The sequence below is a fragment of the Mycolicibacterium palauense genome (genome assembly GCF_002592005.1).
Lineage (GTDB): Bacteria > Actinomycetota > Actinomycetes > Mycobacteriales > Mycobacteriaceae > Mycobacterium > Mycobacterium palauense.
The window spans coordinates 19,276-37,827 of sequence record NZ_NVQF01000037.1 but is presented as its reverse complement, the minus strand read 5'-3'; the positions used below and the strand labels follow the sequence as shown (position 1 = coordinate 37,827).

General features: G+C 67.3%; 16 protein-coding genes. 6 read left to right on the top strand and 10 right to left on the bottom strand.

The window, feature by feature from the left end; all coding sequences use genetic code 11:
- The first annotated feature begins 158 nt into the window (after positions 1–158).
- From glgX to CSR00_RS15885, 4 genes are all read left to right on the top strand, one after another.
- Positions 159–2,306, top strand: coding sequence for a glycogen debranching protein GlgX (gene glgX / locus CSR00_RS15900; RefSeq protein WP_099023381.1), 2,148 nt, complete (start codon positions 159–161; stop codon positions 2,304–2,306).
- A 102-nt stretch (positions 2,307–2,408) separates the two neighbouring features.
- Positions 2,409–4,373: a flavin-containing monooxygenase gene (locus tag CSR00_RS15895; protein ID WP_099023380.1), complete on the top strand. Its 1,965-nt coding sequence runs from the start codon at positions 2,409–2,411 to the stop codon at positions 4,371–4,373.
- Between the two features lie 16 nt (positions 4,374–4,389).
- Positions 4,390–5,415 (top strand): alcohol dehydrogenase catalytic domain-containing protein, encoded by a 1,026-nt coding sequence (locus CSR00_RS15890; RefSeq protein ID WP_099023379.1) that lies wholly within the window; start codon positions 4,390–4,392, stop codon positions 5,413–5,415.
- 62 nt (positions 5,416–5,477) lie between these two features.
- Complete coding sequence (locus tag CSR00_RS15885; protein WP_099023405.1) at positions 5,478–6,521, top strand: glycoside hydrolase family 183 protein; 1,044 nt, start codon at positions 5,478–5,480, stop codon at positions 6,519–6,521.
- A 108-nt stretch (positions 6,522–6,629) separates the two neighbouring features.
- Here CSR00_RS15885 and CSR00_RS15880 read toward each other — a convergent pair whose 3' ends face one another.
- The 3 genes from CSR00_RS15880 to CSR00_RS15870 form a co-directional block, all read right to left on the bottom strand.
- Positions 6,630–6,917: a hypothetical protein gene (locus CSR00_RS15880; RefSeq protein ID WP_099023378.1), complete on the bottom strand. Its 288-nt coding sequence runs from the start codon at positions 6,915–6,917 to the stop codon at positions 6,630–6,632.
- A gap of 66 nt (positions 6,918–6,983) precedes the next feature.
- A complete protein-coding gene (locus CSR00_RS15875) occupies positions 6,984–7,904 on the bottom strand; it encodes an SDR family NAD(P)-dependent oxidoreductase (RefSeq protein WP_099023377.1) in 921 nt (306 codons plus the stop codon).
- Entirely contained in the window at positions 7,901–8,695 is a 795-nt protein-coding gene (locus tag CSR00_RS15870; RefSeq protein WP_099023376.1) for an enoyl-CoA hydratase/isomerase family protein, read from the bottom strand. The genes CSR00_RS15875 and CSR00_RS15870 overlap by 4 nt, the downstream gene beginning before the upstream one ends.
- A gap of 67 nt (positions 8,696–8,762) precedes the next feature.
- On the opposite strand from CSR00_RS15870, the gene fabG reads away from it, so the two are divergent.
- Complete coding sequence (fabG, locus tag CSR00_RS15865) at positions 8,763–9,539, top strand: 3-oxoacyl-ACP reductase FabG (protein WP_099023375.1); 777 nt, start codon at positions 8,763–8,765, stop codon at positions 9,537–9,539.
- 12 nt (positions 9,540–9,551) lie between these two features.
- On the opposite strand, the gene CSR00_RS15860 is transcribed toward fabG, so the two are convergent.
- Complete coding sequence (locus tag CSR00_RS15860) at positions 9,552–9,941, bottom strand: heme-binding protein (RefSeq protein ID WP_407662456.1); 390 nt, start codon at positions 9,939–9,941, stop codon at positions 9,552–9,554.
- 419 nt (positions 9,942–10,360) lie between these two features.
- Here CSR00_RS15860 and CSR00_RS15855 point away from each other — a divergent pair, with 419 nt between their 5' ends.
- Positions 10,361–11,314, top strand: a complete 954-nt coding sequence (locus CSR00_RS15855) for an alpha/beta fold hydrolase (RefSeq protein WP_099023373.1) — start codon at positions 10,361–10,363, stop codon at positions 11,312–11,314.
- Positions 11,315–11,336: 22 nt separating this feature from the next.
- Here CSR00_RS15855 and CSR00_RS15850 read toward each other — a convergent pair whose 3' ends face one another.
- The 6 genes from CSR00_RS15850 to CSR00_RS15825 all read right to left on the bottom strand — a co-directional run bounded on the left by CSR00_RS15850 (position 11,337) and on the right by CSR00_RS15825 (position 18,437).
- Positions 11,337–11,483 carry a DUF1059 domain-containing protein gene (locus CSR00_RS15850; protein WP_099023372.1) on the bottom strand — a complete coding sequence of 49 codons (147 nt, stop codon included), beginning with the start codon at positions 11,481–11,483 and terminating at the stop codon, positions 11,337–11,339.
- Between the two features lie 217 nt (positions 11,484–11,700).
- The gene (locus CSR00_RS15845; protein WP_176562087.1) at positions 11,701–13,020 is read right to left on the bottom strand and encodes a lipase family protein; all 1,320 of its coding nucleotides are present in this window, start codon (positions 13,018–13,020) and stop codon (positions 11,701–11,703) included.
- 342 nt (positions 13,021–13,362) lie between these two features.
- Positions 13,363–14,979 carry an AMP-binding protein gene (locus tag CSR00_RS15840; RefSeq protein ID WP_099023371.1) on the bottom strand — a complete coding sequence of 539 codons (1,617 nt, stop codon included), beginning with the start codon at positions 14,977–14,979 and terminating at the stop codon, positions 13,363–13,365.
- Positions 14,980–15,090: 111 nt separating this feature from the next.
- Positions 15,091–15,951 carry an enoyl-CoA hydratase gene (locus CSR00_RS15835; RefSeq protein ID WP_099023370.1) on the bottom strand — a complete coding sequence of 287 codons (861 nt, stop codon included), beginning with the start codon at positions 15,949–15,951 and terminating at the stop codon, positions 15,091–15,093.
- Positions 15,948–17,504 (bottom strand): AMP-binding protein, encoded by a 1,557-nt coding sequence (locus CSR00_RS15830; RefSeq protein ID WP_099023369.1) that lies wholly within the window; start codon positions 17,502–17,504, stop codon positions 15,948–15,950. Before CSR00_RS15830 ends, CSR00_RS15835 begins: the two co-directional genes overlap by 4 nt.
- Positions 17,505–18,437 carry a polysaccharide deacetylase family protein gene (locus tag CSR00_RS15825; RefSeq protein WP_176562086.1) on the bottom strand — a complete coding sequence of 311 codons (933 nt, stop codon included), beginning with the start codon at positions 18,435–18,437 and terminating at the stop codon, positions 17,505–17,507.
- Positions 18,438–18,552 lie beyond the last annotated feature (115 nt).

Genomic DNA, 18,552 nt, shown 5'->3' with positions numbered 1-18,552 from the left:
GCGCCGCCACGCCTTTGCGTGCGCCCCGACAGCGAAGTCGTCTAGGTTGTTTGAGCGTCCGATGACGAGGAGTTGAGCCGAGAAGTGACCCGAGATGTGACCCGAGAAGTGACGATTGTGACGAACCGAGCGACGGGCCCGGCGATGCGGTCCGGTCGATGACCGTTTCCGCACCATCGCCCGACCAGGAGGTCTGGCCTGGGAAGGCCTACCCGCTGGGCGCCACCTACGACGGGTTCGGCACCAACTTCGCGGTGTTCAGCGAGGCGGCCGACCGCGTCGAACTCTGCCTGTTCGACGACGACAACGGCGAGGTCCGGGAGACGCGAGTCACCCTGCCCGAGGTCGACGGTTTCGTCTGGCATGCGTTCCTGCCCGGTATCCAACCCGGCCAGCTCTACGGTTACCGCGTGCACGGCCCCCATGACCCGTCGGCGGGGCTGCGATGCAACGCCAACAAGCTGCTCCTGGACCCGTACTCGAAGTCCATCTACGGCAACTTCGACTGGGGTCAGCCGTTGTTCGGCTACGACTTCGGCTACCCGGACAGCCGAAACGACGACGACTCGGCGGCCTGCATGCCCAAGTCGGTGGTCATCAACCCCTACTTCGACTGGGGGGTGGACCGCCCACCCCAGCACGAGTACGCCGATTCGATCATCTACGAGGCACATGTCAAGGGCCTCACCCAGACACATCCCGACATCCCCGAGCAGTACCGCGGCACCTACGCCGCGATCGCGCACCCGGTGATCATCGAGCATCTGCAGTCGTTGGGCGTCACCGCGATCGAACTGATGCCGGTGCACCACTTCGCCAACGACTCCACGCTGATCGACAAGGGTCTGTCGAACTACTGGGGCTACAACACCATCGGGTTCTTCGCCCCGGACTCGAAGTACTCCAGCAGCACGTCACCGGGCGGCCAGGTGCAGGAGTTCAAGGCGATGGTCCGGGCGCTGCACGAGGCCAACATCGAGGTGATCCTCGATGTTGTCTACAACCACACCGCCGAGGGCAACCACCTCGGGCCCACGGTGTCGATGCGCGGGATCGACAACACCGCCTACTACCGGCTCGTCGAGGACGACAAGCGGTACTACATGGACTACACCGGCACCGGCAACAGCCTCAACGTCGGCCACCCGCACGCACTGCAGCTGATCATGGACTCGCTGCGCTACTGGGTGACCGAGATGCACGTCGACGGCTTCCGCTTCGACCTGGCCGCCACCCTGGCCCGGGAGTTCTACGACGTCGACCGGCTGTCCAGCTTCTTCGAACTCGTACAACAGGATCCGACCGTCAGCCAGGTGAAGCTGATCGCCGAACCGTGGGACATCGGCCCCGGCGGCTACCAGGTCGGCAACTTCCCCCCGCAGTGGACGGAGTGGAACGGCAAGTACCGCGACACGGTCCGTGACTTCTGGCGGGGCGAGTACGCCAGCCTCGGCGAGTTCGCATCCCGGCTGACCGGGTCGGCCGACCTCTACGAGAGCACCGCCCGGCGGCCCGTGGCCTCGATCAACTTCGTCACGGCACACGACGGGTTCACCCTGCGGGACCTGGTGTCCTACAACGACAAGCACAACGAGGCCAACGGCGAGGACAACAACGACGGCGAGAGCCACAACCGGTCGTGGAACTGCGGCGTGGAGGGCCCCACCGACGACCAGGCGATCAACGAGCTGCGCGCCCTGCAGCAGCGCAACTTCATCGCCACCCTGCTGCTGTCCCAGGGCGTGCCCATGATCAGCCACGGCGACGAGCTGGGCCGCACCCAGAACGGCAACAACAACGGCTACTGCCAGGACAACGAGCTGACCTGGATGCACTGGGAGCGGGCCGACAGCGAGCTGCTCGAGTTCACCCAGAGGGTCGCGGCACTGCGCGCCGAGCACCCCGTGTTCCGCCGGCGCCGATTCTTCACCGGCCGCCCGGTCCGGCACCGCGGTTCCCAGCGGCTGCCCGACATCTCCTGGTTCCGGCCGGACGGCTCGGAGATGACCGACGAGGACTGGGACGCCGGGTTCGGCAAGACCGTCGCGGTCTATCTGAACGGCCAGGGCATTCCCGATCTCGACACCCGGGGCAACCGGGTCACCGACTACTCGTTCGTGCTGTGCTTCAACGCCCACCACGAACCCCTCGACTTCACGCTGCCACCCCGGCCGTTCGCCCCGGCGTGGACCAAGGTCATCGACACCGCCGAGCCGCACGACGAGAACGGCAGGCTGTTCGTCGCGGGCTCCACGCTGCCGGTGGCGGCACGCTCGACCGTCGTGCTGCAGTCGTCGTCGCCGTGAGGCACCGCAGTCCCGGATCCGGTCAGTAGACACTTTGCGAGATCTGCCTACACACCCCGGCGGCCGTCGCTAACCTTGCGCGGAGTCTGCCTGGGAGGTGCCATGCGCAACCCGCACGCCGGTGAACCGTTCACCAGCTCCGACGCCGACATCGACGCGGCGCTCGAGGACGTCTCGGTGCCCGCGCTGCTGCTGTCGTGCGTGCACATGAGCGGCGACGCCGGCCTGCTCGACGGCCCGCTGCGGCCCGCCGGCCTGTTCCTCAACGAGGTCCAGGGCTACATGTCCGAGGAGGACAAGGCCGCGGCCCGGTCACTGGCCGCCGGCATCATCCGCGACTACCGCGACCGGGGCTGCCCCGAGCCCGAGCCGGTCAGCCCGCAGCTGCTCAAGACGATGATGGAGTGGCTGGTCTGCGCCGAGGTCCCCGACGAGTACGTCCCGATGATGCTGGAGGAGATGGAACTCGACGGGCGCGACGCGCGCGGCACCGACTACGTCTCCTCGGCCTCCTCGGCCTCCTCGGCCTCCCCGGCCTCCTCGCCGCAGGCGCGCGCCGCGTTCCCGGTGATCGTCATCGGATGCGGCCAGTCGGGACTGCTGGCCGCGATCCGGCTGCAGCAGGCCGGGATCCCCTACACCGTGCTGGAGAAGAACGCCGGCGTCGGCGGCACCTGGTGGGAGAACACCTATCCGGGCGCCCGGGTGGACGTGGGCAACCACTTCTACTGTTACAGCTTCGAACCCGACGACCATTGGAGCGAGTTCTTCGCCCGCCAGCCCGAGCTGCAACGCTATTTCGAGACGGTGATGCGCCGGCACCGGATCGACGAGCACGTCCGCTTCTGCACGACCGTGCTCAGCGCCGACTGGGACGAGGCCGCGGCGATCTGGCGGGTGCTGGTCGCCAACCCCGACGGCAGCCGGGAGACCCTGACCGCGCGGGCGGTGATCTGCGCGGTGGGCCAGCTCAACACGCCGCTGATCCCCGACTTCCCCGGCGCGGAGAGCTTCGCCGGCCCGGCGTTCCACACCGCGCGCTGGGACCACGACGTCGAGCTGGCCGGCAAGAACGTCGCGATGATCGGCGCCGGCGCCTCCGGATTCCAGGTGGCCCCGGCCATCGCCGAGGAGGTGGGCCAGCTGACCGTCTTCCAGCGCACCGCACAGTGGATGTTCCCCAACCCCAACTACCACGCCGCGGTGGGGCCCGGCGTCCGGTGGGCGCTGAAGCACCTGCCGTTCTACGGCCGGTGGTACCGGTTCCTGCTGTTCTGGCCCGGGTGTGACACCGGGCTGGCCGCGGCCAGGGTCGACCCCGACTGGCCCGACCAGCAGCGCGCCGTCAGCGAGGCCAACGACCTGGCCCGGATGATGTTCACCGACTGGATCGCCGGCCAGCTCGACGGCGACCAGGAGCTGCTCGACAAGGTGCTGCCGGACTATCCGGCCACCGGCAAGCGCACCCTGCAGGACGACGGCAGCTGGCTGCAGACGCTGCGGCGCGACAACGTCGAGCTGGTCCGCACCGCGATCGACCACATCGAGGCCGACGCGGTGGTCACCACCGACGGCACCCGCCACCGGGCCGACGTCCTCGTCTACGCCACCGGCTTCCGCGTCAACGACATGGTGTCCTCGCTGCAGATCCGCGGGCGCAACGGGACCGAACTCAAGGACTACTGGAACGGCCGGCCCGCCGCCTACCTGGGCATCACGGTTCCCGACTTCCCGAACCTGTTCCTGCTCTACGGCCCCGGCACCAATCTGGCCAGCGGCGGCAGCCTGATCTTTCACTCCGAGTGCGAGGTCCGCTACATCATGGGCTGCCTGGACATGCTCATCGCCGGCGGCAAGTCGGCGATGACGCCGCGCCGGGAGCGCTATGACGACTGGTATGAACGAAGCCAGGCCGAACTGTCGACGATGGTGTGGAGTCAACCCAGCATCAAACACAGCTTCTACAAGGACGAGGAGGGCAAGGTGCACTCGCTGAGCCCGTGGCGTCTCGTGGACTTCTGGACGTGGACCCGCGCGCCGGAGGCCGGCGATTTCGTGATGGACTGAGACGAACAGGAGCCGCATGCGCACCGTGGTGATCGAGGCCCCCGGCAAGATCAGCGTGGACACCCGGCCCGACCCGGCGCTGCCGGGCCCGGACGGTGCCGTCGTGCAGGTCACCACCGCCGCCATCTGCGGATCCGACCTGCACTTCTACGAGGGCGACTATCCGCTCCCGGAGCCGGTGGCGCTGGGCCACGAGGCCGTCGGGACGGTGGTGGAGACCGGACCCGAGGTCCGCGGTGTCGACGTCGGCGACCTGGTGCTGGTGTCCTCGGTCAGCGGATGCGGACGCTGCGAGGGCTGCGCCACCCGCGATCCGGTCACCTGCCTGTCCGGGCCGCAGATCTTCGGCTCCGGGATGCTCGGCGGGGCGCAGGCCGAACTGCTCGCGGTGCCCGCCGCCGACTTCCAGTTGCTCAAGATCCCCGAGGGCATCGACACCGAGGAAGCGCTGCTGCTGACCGACAACCTGGTCACCGGCTGGGCCGGCGCGCGCCGCGCCGACATCCCGCCGGGCGGCACCGTGGTGGTGTTCGGGCTCGGGGCCGTCGGGTTGTGCGCGGTGCGCAGCGCGATCGCGCAGGGCGCCGGTCAGGTGTTCGCGGTGGATCCCGTGGAGGGCCGGCGGGAACGCGCGGCGGTGTGCGGGGCCACACCGCTGGCCCCGCCAGCGCTCGGAACGGTCATGGAGGCCACCGGTGGCCGCGGTGCGGCCGCGGTCATCGACGCCGTCGGCAACGACGCCACCATGACCGACGCGCTCAGCTGTGTGCGCGCCGGCGGCACCGTCTCGGTGGTCGGGGTGCACGACCTCAACCCGTTCCCGTTCCCCGCGCTGCTGAGCCTGGTCCGCAGTGTGACGTTGCGCATGACCACCGCACCCATCCAGCGGACCTGGCCCGAACTCATCCCGCTCATCCAGTCCGGCCGGCTGGACACCAGCGGCATCTTCACCCACTCGATGGCCCTGGCCGACGCCGCCGACGCCTATGCCGCCGTCGCCGCGCGCACCGCCGACTGCATCAAGATCGCCTTGACCCCGTGACGTCCCGGCTGGCCGCCGCCTGGGCCCGGGTCCGCGCGTTCGACCCGTACGCCCAGGCCGCGCTGCCGGCCGACTCCACCGCCGACGGCAAACTGGCCGACGTCACCGGGCCGGGCATCACCGACCGGTGGGGCGTCACCGCCACCGACCTGGGCGCGGCGGTCCGCGCCCCCGACGGCAACCTGGTCGCGGCGTTCGGCGACACCTTCTCCGGGCGCCGGGTCGGCCGCGGGGACTGGCGATCCCCGGTCGTGCTGATCGGCAGCGGAGACGCGCGGACCCCGATCCGGTGGCAACGCGCCGGCGGACCGGACCCCGACTACGCGCGTCAGCTGCGGTTCTACGTCCACGACCATGGACCGCACTGGGCGCGGGGCGGGATCAGCACCGTCTTGCCCTCGGACCTGCTGCGCGTCGACGACATGCTCTACCTGCACGTGATCGTCAACCGGGGTCTGGGCACCGTGCTGTGGACCGAGATCTGGTCCTCGGCCGACGACGGGGTCACCTGGGAGCACATGGGCGAGACCGCGAAGTTCGCCGCCGCCCTGCACGACGGGCACGCCCAGCTGTGGTCCTGGGACCACGACCCCGACGACGGCTGGGTCTACGTCGTCTCGACGGGCTTCCAGCGCGACAAGGGCATCATCGTGCGCCGGGTGCGGCCGGCACGGATCGGCGACCGCGACGGCTACCAGGGCTGGGGCCGCGCGGACGGACGCTGGCAGTGGGGTGTCGAACCCGAACCGGTGACGCCGCCCGGGGAGACCTGGGGTGAACTGAGCTTTCGTCGCCTGGCGGCACACACGTGGGTGCTGGGCGGGTTCCTGTCGTCGCAGTACGCCCTGGGCTACCGCACCCTGAGCGCGCCGACCTCGGATCCGGCCGGGATCCCGGTGCAGAAGCCCGTCCGGGGCTGCGGCTGGGCCGACGAGCACCACGCCGGCTGCCGGGTGGCCCAGCTCTACGGGGGCTATCTGCTGCCCGGGTCCCGGCTGGACGTGCGCGGCGGCGTCGGGCTGCTCGTCTCGCACTGGCACACCGCGCGGGGCTGGCCGTACCGGGTGATGCAGTTCCGCACCACCCTGCGCGACACCCGGGCCTAGCTGCCGCCCTATTCGTCGTCCACGACTCAGGCCCTACTCGTCGTCCACGACTCAGGCCCTATTCGTCGTCCACGACTCAGGCCCTATTCGTCGTCCACGACTCAGGCCCTATTCGTCGTCCACGACGTTGAAGAACGAGTCGCCGTCCTCCGGCGTGCCGTCGACCTGCCCGAGATGGCGGCGTGACGGTCGTGCGGGGGCCTCGCCGCGCGGCGGAACATCGGGTTCCTCGGCGGCCAGGCGCTCGTCGAGGGACTCGTCCTCGTCGGCGTCGATCCAGCGGTCGGGTGGGTCCACCACGACGTCGCCGTCGTCGTTGCGTACCTCATCGGAGTCCAGCGATTCGCTGGGGCCCAGGGTGTTGTCGGGGCCGGGATCGTCGTAGTCGCTGTCCATGGGAGCGATTGTGCCCCATCGGCGGCACTGCGTGACCGGGGGTTCACGCGATCCGCCGGAACACCGTCAGGAGCGCCTGACCTGTTCCTCGGACCACGACCACAGCCGGGCCGCCTCGTCGGGGTCCATGGCGTACGGCGCATATCCCCCGCCACCGCCCTCCTGGCTGCCGGATGCGGGCCCGGCCACCCGGCAGTCCTCCAGGTAGAGCCCGCCGCGTCCCTGCAGCTCCACGCTGGTGGCCGCCCACACGGTGGTGGCGGCGCCGTGGCGCACATCGGCGACGGCCAGGCCGCTGAGCACCGTGGTGAAGTCCTCGCGGCCCAGGTGTCGGGCCAGGTCGGTGGCCACCACCCCGGGATGCACGGCGAAGGCGTGGATCCCCCGGTCGGCGAACCGTCGTTCCAGCTCGACCGTGAACAGCACGTTGGCGGTCTTGCTCTGGCCGTAGGCCTGCCACTTGTCGTAACCGCTCTCGTCGCGGTAATGCGGGTCGGCCCAGCGCATTCCGCTCATCAAATGCCCCCGGCTGCTCAGGTTCACGATGCGGGCACCGGCGCCCAGCCGGTCGAGCAGCCCGACCGTCAGCACGAAATGCCCCAGATGGTTTGTGCCGAGCTGCAATTCGAAGCCCTGCGCGGTCCGCGTCAGCGGCGGCGCCATCACCCCGGCATTGTTGATCAGCAGGTCGATGACGGGGTGTCCGGCGGCGATGGCGGCCGCGGCCGAGCGCACCGAATCGAGGTCGGCCAGGTCGAGTTCGACCACCCCGATTCCCCGGTCGGCCGGGTCGTCCCCGGCGGCCGCGTTCAGCGCCCGCCGCATCCGCTCGGGGTCACGGACCGCCGCGATCACCGTGCAGCCGGCCGCGGCCAGCGCGCGGGCCGTCTCCAGGCCCAGCCCCGAGGACGCCCCGGTGACCACCGCGGTGCGACCGCGCAGATCGATCCCGCGCAGAACCTCGTCGGTGCTCGGCCGGCCCGTCATGCCGGGTCTCCGGTCTGCCCGGCCCGCAGGGTCCAGCGCGGCGCCCGCCGTTCCCGCCACGCCGCGGCGCCCTCGGCGGCGTCGGGGCTGCCCATCAGGAACCGGTGGGCCCGGGTCTCCTCGGCGGCGACCGCCTCGGGGTCCAGGTCGGCCCACAGCAGGCGCTTGCTCAGCGCCACCGAGGCCGGGTTGGCCTGGGTCGCGACGTCGCGGGCGAGCTCCAGCGCCGCGGGCAGCACCTCCGGGGCTGGCAGCGCCCGGGTCGCGATGCCGCGCCGGGCCGCCTCGGCGCCGGTGATGGTGCGCCCCGTCAGCAGCAGATCGGCCGCGGTGGCCAGCCCCACGGACTGGCGCAGCGTGTAGTGGGCCTGGCAGTCGGCGATCGTGCCACGGCGCACCTGCGGGATCGCCAGCGGCGCGTCCTCGGCGACCAGCCGCACATCGCACTGCAGCGCCAGGGTGAGGCCGATGCCGATCGCCGGGCCGTTGACCGCGGCGATGACCAGCTTGCGCACCCGCCAGGCCGGCGGCACCACGGGTGAGGCACTGAACGCCTCGTCGGGCCGGGCGAAGGCCGAGGATCCCGCCGAGAGATCGGCCCCCGAACAGAAGCCCCGGCCCGCCCCGGTGAGGATCACCGCGCGGACGTCGTCATCGACATCGCATCGCCGGTAGGCCCGGCCGAGCGCGTCGGCGGTGCCCGCGGAGAACGCGTTGAGCCGGCCGGCCCCGTCGAGGGTCACCACCGCCACCCCGGCGTCGTCGACCTCGACGCGCACCCCGGTTGCCATACCGCCGATCTTGCATCATCGCGGCGTCGCGCTGCCGTCCGGCCGGGTCTGCAGCACACTGAGGGCCATGTTCGATGTGGCAGGCAGGTCCGTGATCGTCACCGGGGGCAGCAAGGGCATCGGGCGCGGCATCGCCTCGGTGTTCGCCGGCGCCGGCGCCAACGTCGCGGTGGTCGCCCGCTCCGCGGCCGACCTCGCGGCATCGGTGGCGGACCTGGAGAAGCTCGGCGACGGGTCGGTGATCGGCGTCAGCGCCGATGTGCGCCAGCCTGATTCGTGCCGGCAGATGGCCGCCGATGTCGTCGGGGCCTTCGGCGGCATCGACGTGCTGTGCGCCAACGCCGGTATCTTCCCCGAGGCCCCGTTGCAGACGATGACGCCCGAGCAGCTCGATGAGGTGTTCGACGTCAACCTGAAGGGGACCGTGTTCAGCGTGCAGGCCTGTCTGGACGCGCTGATCGCCTCCGGCCGCGGCCGGGTGGTGCTGACCTCGTCGATCACCGGGCCCATCACCGGTTTTCCCGGTTGGTCGCACTACGGCGCGTCGAAGGCGGCCCAGCTGGGGTTCATGCGCACCGCCGCCATCGAACTGGCGCCGCACCGCGTCACGGTCAACGCGGTGCTTCCCGGCAACGTGCTCACCGAGGGGCTCGCCGATCTCGGCGAGGACTACCTGGCGCAGATGGCCCGGTCGATCCCGGTCGGGGCGCTGGGCAGGCCCGAGGACATCGGCTATGCCGCGGCGTTCCTGGCCAGCGACGAGGCGGCCTACGTGACCGGTCAGACCATCACCGTCGACGGTGGGCAGGTGTTGCCGGAGTCACCCGAGGCGATCCCCGGGTGACCCCGGCCCGACTCAGCCCGCCTGGAACTCGTTGAAGGCGTTGACCAGGTTCATCGGCACCCCGGCGGTGCCGCACTGGCCCTGCAGCGTGCCCAGCGGGGCGGTGATGCCCTTGAGCTCCAGGTACTCGCCCGGGTTGGCGGTGAAGTACGCCCGCACCGAGGCACGCGCCTCCTCCGGCGACTGCGCGGTCGCCGCCGACAGCACCTGATTGGCGCCGGGGTGGGTGCTCAGGTACTGGCTGGCCTGGCCGGCCACCGAACTGATCGTGCCGATCGCCGCGCTGGCGTCGCACGGCTGGGCCGCGGCCGTCGGCGCCGTGAGCAGACCGGCCGCTGCACCCCCGAGCAGGCAGCCGGCGAACGCGCCGCCGAGACCCCGGCGCAGGGTGTTACCACTCATCTTCATTGGTTGTATTTCCTCACAGACAGCGATCACTCGATCGCGGTACATCCCCGTCCCTGGACCGAAGGTACCCGCGCCGAATAGCACGCAAACCGAAGTCGGACAGGGCATCAGGCCCGCGGTGGCGCCACGGCGAAGTGTTACCGGCGGCGCCTGTGATGTCGAACTCTCTTTCGAACCGATCGCTGAGATTCCGGTCAGAGCGGGCCCCGTTTCCTAAGAGTTCTCAGAATTTCGCCGATGATGAGGCTGGGCGGATCCCGGCAGACGGTGACCGAATCGTTATATGCACTGGTCGGCCGCACGGGATTCCGCAGCCGCACGCACTGTTGTTACCCGCGAGTAACTCCGGGCCTCCGGGCGGCGACTATCGTCGGAGTGAACGGGGGTGCCGACAGTTCTGGAGGCATATCGCCATGGACAACTCAGGGATCGACACCAAGAAGATCGACACCGAGAAGATCGCCCCAGTGACATCGACCGATTCCGCCGACGTGCGCTTCCTGGAGTTGCACGGCGACCGCGTCGCCTACCGCGACAGCGGCAGCGACAGCGGTGCCGGCAACGGTGAGGTGCTGCTGCTCATCCACGGCATGGCCGCAAGCTCCGACTCCTGGCGGGCCGTCACCGACCGGCTGGCCGGCGACTTCCGGGTGATCGCGCCCGACCTGCTCGGGCACGGCCGCTCCGACAAGCCCCGCACCGACTACTCGCTGGGCGCGTTGGCGGTGTGGTTGCGCGATCTGCTCGACGAGCTGGCCATCGAGCGGGTGACGGTCGTCGGGCAGTCCCTGGGCGGCGGGATCGCCATGCAGTTCGCCCATCAGCACCGCAACCGCTGCGAGCGGGTGGTGCTGATCGGTTCCGGTGGCCTGGAGTCTGACCTGAGCTGGCCGCTGCGGCTGCTGTCGGCGCCGGGCGCCGAGTGGGCGCTGCCCGTGCTGGCGCCCACGGTGGTGCTGCGCGCCGGGAACACCGTCGGGACGTGGCTGTCCACGGTGGGTCTGCACTTCCCGCGCGGCGCCGAGCTGTGGAACACCTACGCCTCGCTGGCCGACGGCGACACCCGGTATGCCAGCCTGCAGACCCTGCGTTCGGTGGTCGAGAACCGTGCCCAGTCCGTCGCGGCGACACACCGCCGCCGGCTGACCGCTCAGATGCCGGTGCTGCTGATCTGGGGAGAGGACGACGTCATCATTCCGGTGTCGCGCGGATACGCCGCCCACCGGTCGATGCCGGGCAGCCGGCTGGCCGTGCTGTCCGGGGTGGGGCATCTGCCCCATGCCGAGGCGCCGGCGGCGGTCGCGCACCTGGTGGCCGAGTTCGCGGCCACCAGCGGGCGGCGTTCGGCGCTGATCACCCGTTGCTGACGGGTGACCGGCGCGGCGCGGCTCAGTAGGCGATGAACAGGATTTCGTCGCGGGAGTACTCGTGGCCGGGATGGTTGGCCGCCAGGTGCTGCTGGGTCTTCTCCACCAGGTCGTCCTCGTCGGTGCCGACAATGGCCTCGCCGCACGGGCAGTTCAGGTGAGTCTTCATGAGACAGGTCTACCTGATGTGTCACGGACACGAAAGGGCAGGGGCGTGACCAGCCCGGCCGGGCCTAGTGTTGGGTGTCAGCCCGACAGCCGCCGAGACTGCAGCGGTGTCGCGAACACAGCCCCGGAGGCACCGACCATCTTCCAGCCTGCCCACGCTGGGGGAGCCAACTCGTCCGCGCGGCAGACCCCACAACCGGCAGTGCTGTGTTGCAGCGTCATGGCGTGTGGCTTTCTTCGTCCAGAGGCGGTGCTTCGATCTCGTGGCAGTTGGGTGTCGTCGCTACGTGGTTGAACCGGTCGGTCAGCCAGCTCATGCTTCGTTCACCGTCGACAAACGGCGATAGCAGTGAGTTGACATCGAGTTTGTTGAATAACGGAGGTTGTTCGTTGGTCCAGAGGGTCACGTCGGCACCTTTCGCGCACCAGTCCGCGGCGGTTTGACGCACTGACATGTACGGAGCGAAGGGATCCCAACGATTGTGCTCGAAGTAGACCGGACCGGATGGTTTGAGGTTGCCGATACGTTGCGCGGCAAGCAGACTCTTGAACGGATCGACGGCAACGGCCTCGTAGATGTTGTTCTTGAACCAGCCGTCGAAATGGCGGAACATGTAGTCGATTCCGGTTTGCAGCAGGCACTGGCGTCCGGTGTTGTCGAGCATCTCCCGACCGCGTGGGGTCAAGGTGTCTCGGATTGGCTGTTCCAGTTCTGGATAGGACGCGAAGATGCCGCGCAAGACGTAGCCGGTTGCTCCTGCAAGGTAATTTCCGTCCATGGGAGCCAGAACGGTCGCCAAATCGGTAGGTGCAGAAGCCGCATAAGTGCCAACCACGTCGAGTTCTGGTCCGTATGATCCCGCCAGCTCGGCGGCCGACAACGCGGCGTGACCGCCGGAAAGCCATCCCCAGAATGCGACTGGACCATGCGGGTCCAGGGACGTTCCCGGCAGTTTCATCGCCGCGCGGGCGGCATCGATCAATGCGGTGCCGCCGGCGACGCGGTTCAACAATTGCGGTGACATCGAGCCGTGCACACCCGCCCCGACGCCGTCGGTGACAACTATGGCGAATCCGCGGGCAAGTAGCGTCGCGATCCACCCCTCTTCGACGTTGAACATCAGGTCGAAGCCCGTTTGCAGGGATGCGTGGATGCCCTGATTGAACATCCGCGATGGTGCGCATTGCTCACCCATCCCGTAAGGGATTGTCGCGTAAGCAATTAGCGGACGCGCACCCTTGCCCGGCCACGGGTTGTCCGGCTCGATGTACGTGCCGGTCACTGCGACGGGTTTACCCTGTGCATCACTACTGCGGTACATGATTCGGGTCCCGATACCGAGAAATGTGCCGAGCTGTCCAGAAGGCTCGAGTACCAAACGTGTAGGCTCTGTGCGGATCAGGTCGCCATTCTGGCCATCCGGAAGCGGGTCAGGAGGGGTATAGAATTGCTCGTATCGACTCTCGTCGGCATGTGCGACGGGGATATTCTGTGCGACAGGGACAATTAAGGCAAAGGCGGCCAGAAAGGTCGCCAGCCAAGACGTTCGTTGGTGCGATGTTCGAGAAATTTGCTCGACTCCAAGGTGCTTCACCAGAGTCACCAGCCTTTCGTGTGGGTTTGGACGTAGCGCCTCAGATGCCTGCTTGATTGGCAGGAGGGCGGGAAGGAGTGTGAGGCTGTGCCTGCTCACGGTCGCGCGGAACTCGGCTCTCGCGTGAGGTTTGGGACGTGCTCTAGAACGGGCGTAGTCATACTCGAGGTCTGTAGCTGAAGCGGGAGAGCATCGGTCAGTTTTGCGCGTGTGTGCCCTGGGATGCGTCGCCGTTTGGGCGGCTGGGCTGCGGTTAGACCGCAACCTCGAAAACCGCAGGCGGTGTTACCGACCTTCGGTCGGAGCTCTATGGCCGCTTTGCTGAACATCCATCTGCTGACGCAAGACGAAACGTTGAATCTTGCCGCTCGGCGTTTTCGGCAGCGCGGCGACGAAGTGCACATCGCGTGGATAGGCATGTGCTGCAAACTGATTCTTAACTAGTTGTTGCAGTTCAGCTTTCAACGCTTCCGTGTCCACGGACGTATCGTTGAGTACAACGAATGCTTCGAGGACCTCACCGCGAAGCTCGTCCCGTCGCCCGACCACCGCAACTTCCGCGACCGACGGATGGGTGGTCAAAACGCTCTCGACTTCAAACGGGCCAATGCGATAGCCGGCCATGATGATCACGTCGTCGTCGCGTGCGGAGAAGTAGAAATTGCCGGCGTCATCGATACTCCCGGTGTCGCCGGTCAGATACCACCGTCCGTCATCGACGAAACGAGCAGCCGTCTGCTCGGGCGCGTCGAGGTAACCACTGAACCACATCGACGGGCTTTCCGGCACATTGACTGCGATCCGACCGTCGACAACGCCCATGGTGAAGCCAGGCATTGACTGGCCCATCGAGCCGGGAGTCAGCGGACGGCGTAGCCCATCTGCCCAATGGTTGTTCACCACCATGCCCAGTTCAGTCTGTCCGTACTGATCGCGCACCTCAGTGCCCAGCACCTGCTCAGCCCACTGCGTCACGTCCGCCGTCAACGGCTCTCCGGCAGATGACGCGCACCGCAGCGAAACGCCGTCGACGTCGGTCCGCTCTTTGCAGAGTGCCCGGTACACAGTGGGAGCTGCGGTGAAGTTGGTGACGTTGAGTTCAACGAGAACTCGGGTGGTAAGTGAGGCGGAAAACTGCTCACGCAGCAGATAATTCGGCACTCCGATGGCCAGCGGTCCGACGATGCCGTAATACAGTCCGTAGGCCCACCCTGGATCGGCGGCATTCCAGAACACGTCGGTGTCAGCGACGTCGAGTCCCCAACGCATGTAGCTGACGATCGAGGCCAGCGCACGCACCGGCACCACCACTCCTTTGGGTGAGCCAGTGGTACCGCTGGTGAACAATAGGATCAGCGCTCCGTCACCGCCGACCGTCACCGACTCTGTCATGGGCTCGTTCTCCGCCACGAGGGAGTCGAACTGTTCCCCAGCGACGATCGTGGTGAGTCCGTCGATGCCCGTCAGCTTGAGCGCCTGCGTTGGCTCGGTAACAACGACTCTTGCTTTCCCCGCGCGGAGTCGGATATCGATTGCCGGAGTCGAGAATGCGGTGAACAACGGCAGGTGTACAGCTCCGAGCCGGAAGATCGCCAGGAGCGTGACGACCAGCTCGCTGCGCTTACCCATGAGCACGCCGACGGCGTCTCCGCGGCCGACTCCCCTCGCCGCCAGCGCAGATGCCAGACGTTTGGACCGGTCGCCAAGATCACCATAGGCCAGATGTTCTGCCATCAGCGAGTCGCCATCAAGGTGCAGCTCGATGAATGCAGTGGCAGCCGGGTTGTGCTGGTCAAGAAGCAGCTCGGTGGCGTTCGCGCTCGGCGAGCCGTATCGGGTCAGCCACTGTTCGAGCTGATCGGGTATTGACCCTGCTCTGTTACCGGGATCGATATCAAACATGGCGGCAGAGGGATTCGGCACAGGCTCTCCTGGTGGATGTGTTTTGCGAGACGTTGTTGGGGTGTCTCGTGAGGTGGTTGGGTTGAGCGAGCCGGGGTGCGAGTCCAGTCGCTACTCGCCAGAGGAGCGTCGGTTCTGGCTGCGGCGTGCAAGTCCACGGATTGCCTCGACACCAGCGGGGTCGATGATGTCGCCGTGTTTGGCCAAGTTGTTGGCGTGTCCCAACATGTGCTGGGCGAACGCGGCATCGATGGCCACTCCGTAGCCCTGGGCATCGAGTGCGGCATTGATGCTCGCTTTGGCGAGCCGCAGGCCGTAGGCCGGCATATCGGCTATGCGCGTCGCGAGGTCCACGGTGAACTGGTCAAGTTGTCCGTCTGGAACAACGTGGTTGACCATGCCGCGCTCGTGGGCCTCTTGTGCCGTCAGCGCGGCACCGGTGAACAGCATCTCCTTGGCCTTACGCGGTCCGACCTCCCACATGTGGGAGAAATACTCCGCCCCATTGAGACCAAAGGCGACGACGGGATCGGCAAATGTTGCCGTCTCGCCCGCGACTATCAGATCCATCGGCCACAGCAGCATGAGCCCGCCGGCGATGGCGCGGCCATGGGCTTGCCCAATCGTCGGTTTTGGCAGATCACGCCATCGCCGACACAGACCAAGATAGGCCTCGCATTCGAAGGCATGCCGACCCTCTATTCCCGGCGTCGTCAGGCCGGCACCGAGTGTCGCGACGGGATCTCCTGGGATCGGCGAGTCACGTTCGCTGACGTCGTGTCCGGACGAGAAGTCGGGCCCGGTCCCGGCCAGAATGATGACTTTCACGCCGTCGTCTGCTGCGGCGCTTACGAACTCAGCGTCGAGGTCATAGAGCATCTGCGGATTTTGGGCATTTCGTCGCTCGGGACGATTGAGGGCGAGTCGGGCGACCCCGGGTGCCGGGGTTTCCCGGCGAACGAGGGATGTCATCGTGCTTCCATCGCGGTCAGCTCCGCCATGTCTCGCCAATAGGGCTCGCGTAACCGGCGTTTGAATAGTTTGCCGGTGTCTTCCCGCGGTAGAGAGTCGACCACGACCACTTCCCGTGGGACTTTGTAGCGAGCTAGGCGTGCTGCGACGTGCGCGCGGATGTCCTCAGCGTCGAGGTCCGCACCCGGGGTTGGCTCTATGTACGCAGCGATCACCTCACCCAAATCCGGATCTGGGATCCCGAAGACGGCGGCGTCGCCGACGCCGTCCAGCTCCAGCAGAGCGCTCTCGATCTCGGCGGGATAGATGTTCACACCACCGGACACGACCATGTCGTTCAATCGATCACTGAGATACAGGTACCCGTCCTTGAGGTGACCGACGTCGCCCAGGCTCAGGTAGCCGTCACATTCCATCGCGCGACGTTTCGCGTCATCGCCGATGTAGGTGAAATCGGGCCAACCGGTGAAGCAGCGTCCATAAATCTGTCCATCCGTCCCTTCGGGTACCTCGGCACCGTGTTCATCGAGGATGCGTATGTCCGCGTCACCAATCGGTCGACCGACCGTTCCCGGGTGGGACAGTGCCTCGCCGGAGTCGCACGCGGTGAAGGCTCCGATCTCCGCACCCCCGTAGTACTCGTGGACGATCGGCCCGAGCCAATCGATGATCGCCGCTTTGACGTGCGGTGGGCACGGTGCGGCGGCGTGCACGATGGCGGTCAATGACGACAGGTCGTAGGCCGCACGCTTCTGCGGGGGGAGCTGCAGAAGCCTGTTGAGCATGGTGGGAACCACCTGCAGGGTCTCGACCCGATGTCTTTCGATGAGTTGAAGCAACTCTTCGGCGTCGAACTTGGTCATCAGGTGAACGTTCATTCCCATGGCCACCGCGAACATCGCGTGCACGTTGGGCGCTGAATGGTAGAGCGGTGCCGGGATCACGGTGGTTCCACCGGGCTTGAGATGGAAGAGTTCGGCGACGGTGGAGACGACGGCGGGCCGGTCCTCGTCCTTGATGGGATTGCGTAGGACTCCCTTGGCGCGCCCGGTTGTTCCCGAGGTGTAGATCACGCTCATCGGGGCGGGCAACGCCGGTTGCAACCACGGCTCGGGCGAGGTGCTCCACTGCTGAAGCAGTGGCAGTTTGCCGGTGACCTCGGGTGTTGGGAGGCCATAGGCCCGAACGACCTCAGCGGGGACGCCGGCCTCGACGATGATGACGTCATCCCCGGCCCGCTCCTGCACGCTCGGCAGCAGATCGGTGTGAACAACGGCCACTTTGGCGCTGCTGTCTGCGAGTGCGTGCGCCAGGTCGTCACCGGTCCAGTGCCAGTTGATCGGGACGGGCGCCGCACCAAGGAGGCTTATCGCGAGCGTGAGCTCGATGAAGGCCACCTCGTTTCGCATGACGATGGCGACGCGGTCGCCTTGACCGACGCCGACGCGGTCGAGGGCGGTGGCTATCCGTGCCGCGCGTTCCTGCGCTGCACTGACGGAACTTTCGTACTGTCCGCAGGTGATCCGAGCGGATTGGTTCACTGTCGCGTCCATTCAGTGGAAGTCGGCCGGGGAGGGAGTGAACGGAATGCGCCTGGCCCACTCAGCGGTGGCGTTTCCCAGCACTTCGTTCCAACTCTGGCCGTCGAGCACCGCCACATCCTCGACCTCGGCGAGGACTGCTGGTGGCGTGTCCTTGACCTCGACGCCGGCGAACTCGGCCCACTTTTGCGAGGAGTTGCGGAACTGGCGCGTTGTGAGGGGCGATCCGATGGCGTTGGCGGGGTCGCGCATGGCTTCTTCGGAGGTGATGAACTGCACGCCCAACCCGGCCAGCTCTGCGAGTATGCGGTCGACAGTCACTCCGGCGATCGTGGTGCCGTGGATCAGCAGAATGTGGGCGGGTGAGCGCCCGAGCGCGCCGGCAGCTGCGGCGGCCTGCTCCCGGACCTGAGCGACGGCTGTGCGCACCAGCGTGTCTTCGAGCCACTTCTGGGCGTCAACGTCGGCCAGTGCCAGTGCGCGTTGGTAGGCGACGGCGAATTGGGCGTCGTAGAACCACAGCGTGACCGGTGACGACAGATAGCCGGTGCGGGTGAGGTGGGTCTGAACCTGGCGGGTCTTCTCTAGGGTGTCGCCTTCCATCGCGAAGGCGTAGCGGAAGTAGCGCGACGGTGCCTGCTCCAGCCACGGACTGAGGATCTTTTCACTCTTGTCGACATCACCGAGGTAGGTGTCGGCGTCGATCCAGTTGAGGCTGATGTGCTGATGCGTGTGGTTTCCGACATGGTGACCGGCGGCGCACCAGTCGTCGAGGATCTTCAGGATGTTGGGGTCGTCATCAGTGGGTGCGGTGCTGTTGAACGCGTATACCTCGGGAACGTTGTGATGGGCGAAGGCCTCGATCATTGCCTGACTGACGGACTTCGGTCCGTGCCCGGCGGGAAAGGGAATGCCCGTCCACTGGAACTGGTCGTCGATGGTCACGGCGACGCGCAATCCGGCGAGCGGGTCAATCGAGTGATTCATTGCGGACTCCTTACGTCGGTGGGCAGAGCAAGCATGATTTGCGCCACATTCTGGAGTCGATGTGCTCAAGTGA

Bases quoted from the DNA above. Each gene is read 5' to 3' on its own strand.
- CSR00_RS15890 (WP_099023379.1), top strand. From the start codon at position 4,390: ATGCGCACCGTGGTGATCGAGGCCCCCGGCAAGATCAGCGTGGACACC.
- CSR00_RS15895 (WP_099023380.1), top strand. From the start codon at position 2,409: ATGCGCAACCCGCACGCCGGTGAACCGTTCACCAGCTCCGACGCCGAC.
- fabG (WP_099023375.1), top strand. From the start codon at position 8,763: ATGTTCGATGTGGCAGGCAGGTCCGTGATCGTCACCGGGGGCAGCAAG.
- CSR00_RS15855 (WP_099023373.1), top strand. From the start codon at position 10,361: ATGGACAACTCAGGGATCGACACCAAGAAGATCGACACCGAGAAGATC.
- CSR00_RS15880 (WP_099023378.1), bottom strand. From the start codon at position 6,917: ATGGACAGCGACTACGACGATCCCGGCCCCGACAACACCCTGGGCCCC.
- CSR00_RS15875 (WP_099023377.1), bottom strand. From the start codon at position 7,904: ATGACGGGCCGGCCGAGCACCGACGAGGTTCTGCGCGGGATCGATCTG.
- CSR00_RS15860 (WP_407662456.1), bottom strand. From the start codon at position 9,941: ATGAGTGGTAACACCCTGCGCCGGGGTCTCGGCGGCGCGTTCGCCGGC.
- CSR00_RS15870 (WP_099023376.1), bottom strand. From the start codon at position 8,695: ATGGCAACCGGGGTGCGCGTCGAGGTCGACGACGCCGGGGTGGCGGTG.
- glgX (WP_099023381.1), top strand. From the start codon at position 159: ATGACCGTTTCCGCACCATCGCCCGACCAGGAGGTCTGGCCTGGGAAG.
- CSR00_RS15830 (WP_099023369.1), bottom strand. From the start codon at position 17,504: ATGGACGCGACAGTGAACCAATCCGCTCGGATCACCTGCGGACAGTAC.
- CSR00_RS15850 (WP_099023372.1), bottom strand. From the start codon at position 11,483: ATGAAGACTCACCTGAACTGCCCGTGCGGCGAGGCCATTGTCGGCACC.
- CSR00_RS15835 (WP_099023370.1), bottom strand. From the start codon at position 15,951: ATGACATCCCTCGTTCGCCGGGAAACCCCGGCACCCGGGGTCGCCCGA.
- CSR00_RS15840 (WP_099023371.1), bottom strand. From the start codon at position 14,979: ATGTTTGATATCGATCCCGGTAACAGAGCAGGGTCAATACCCGATCAG.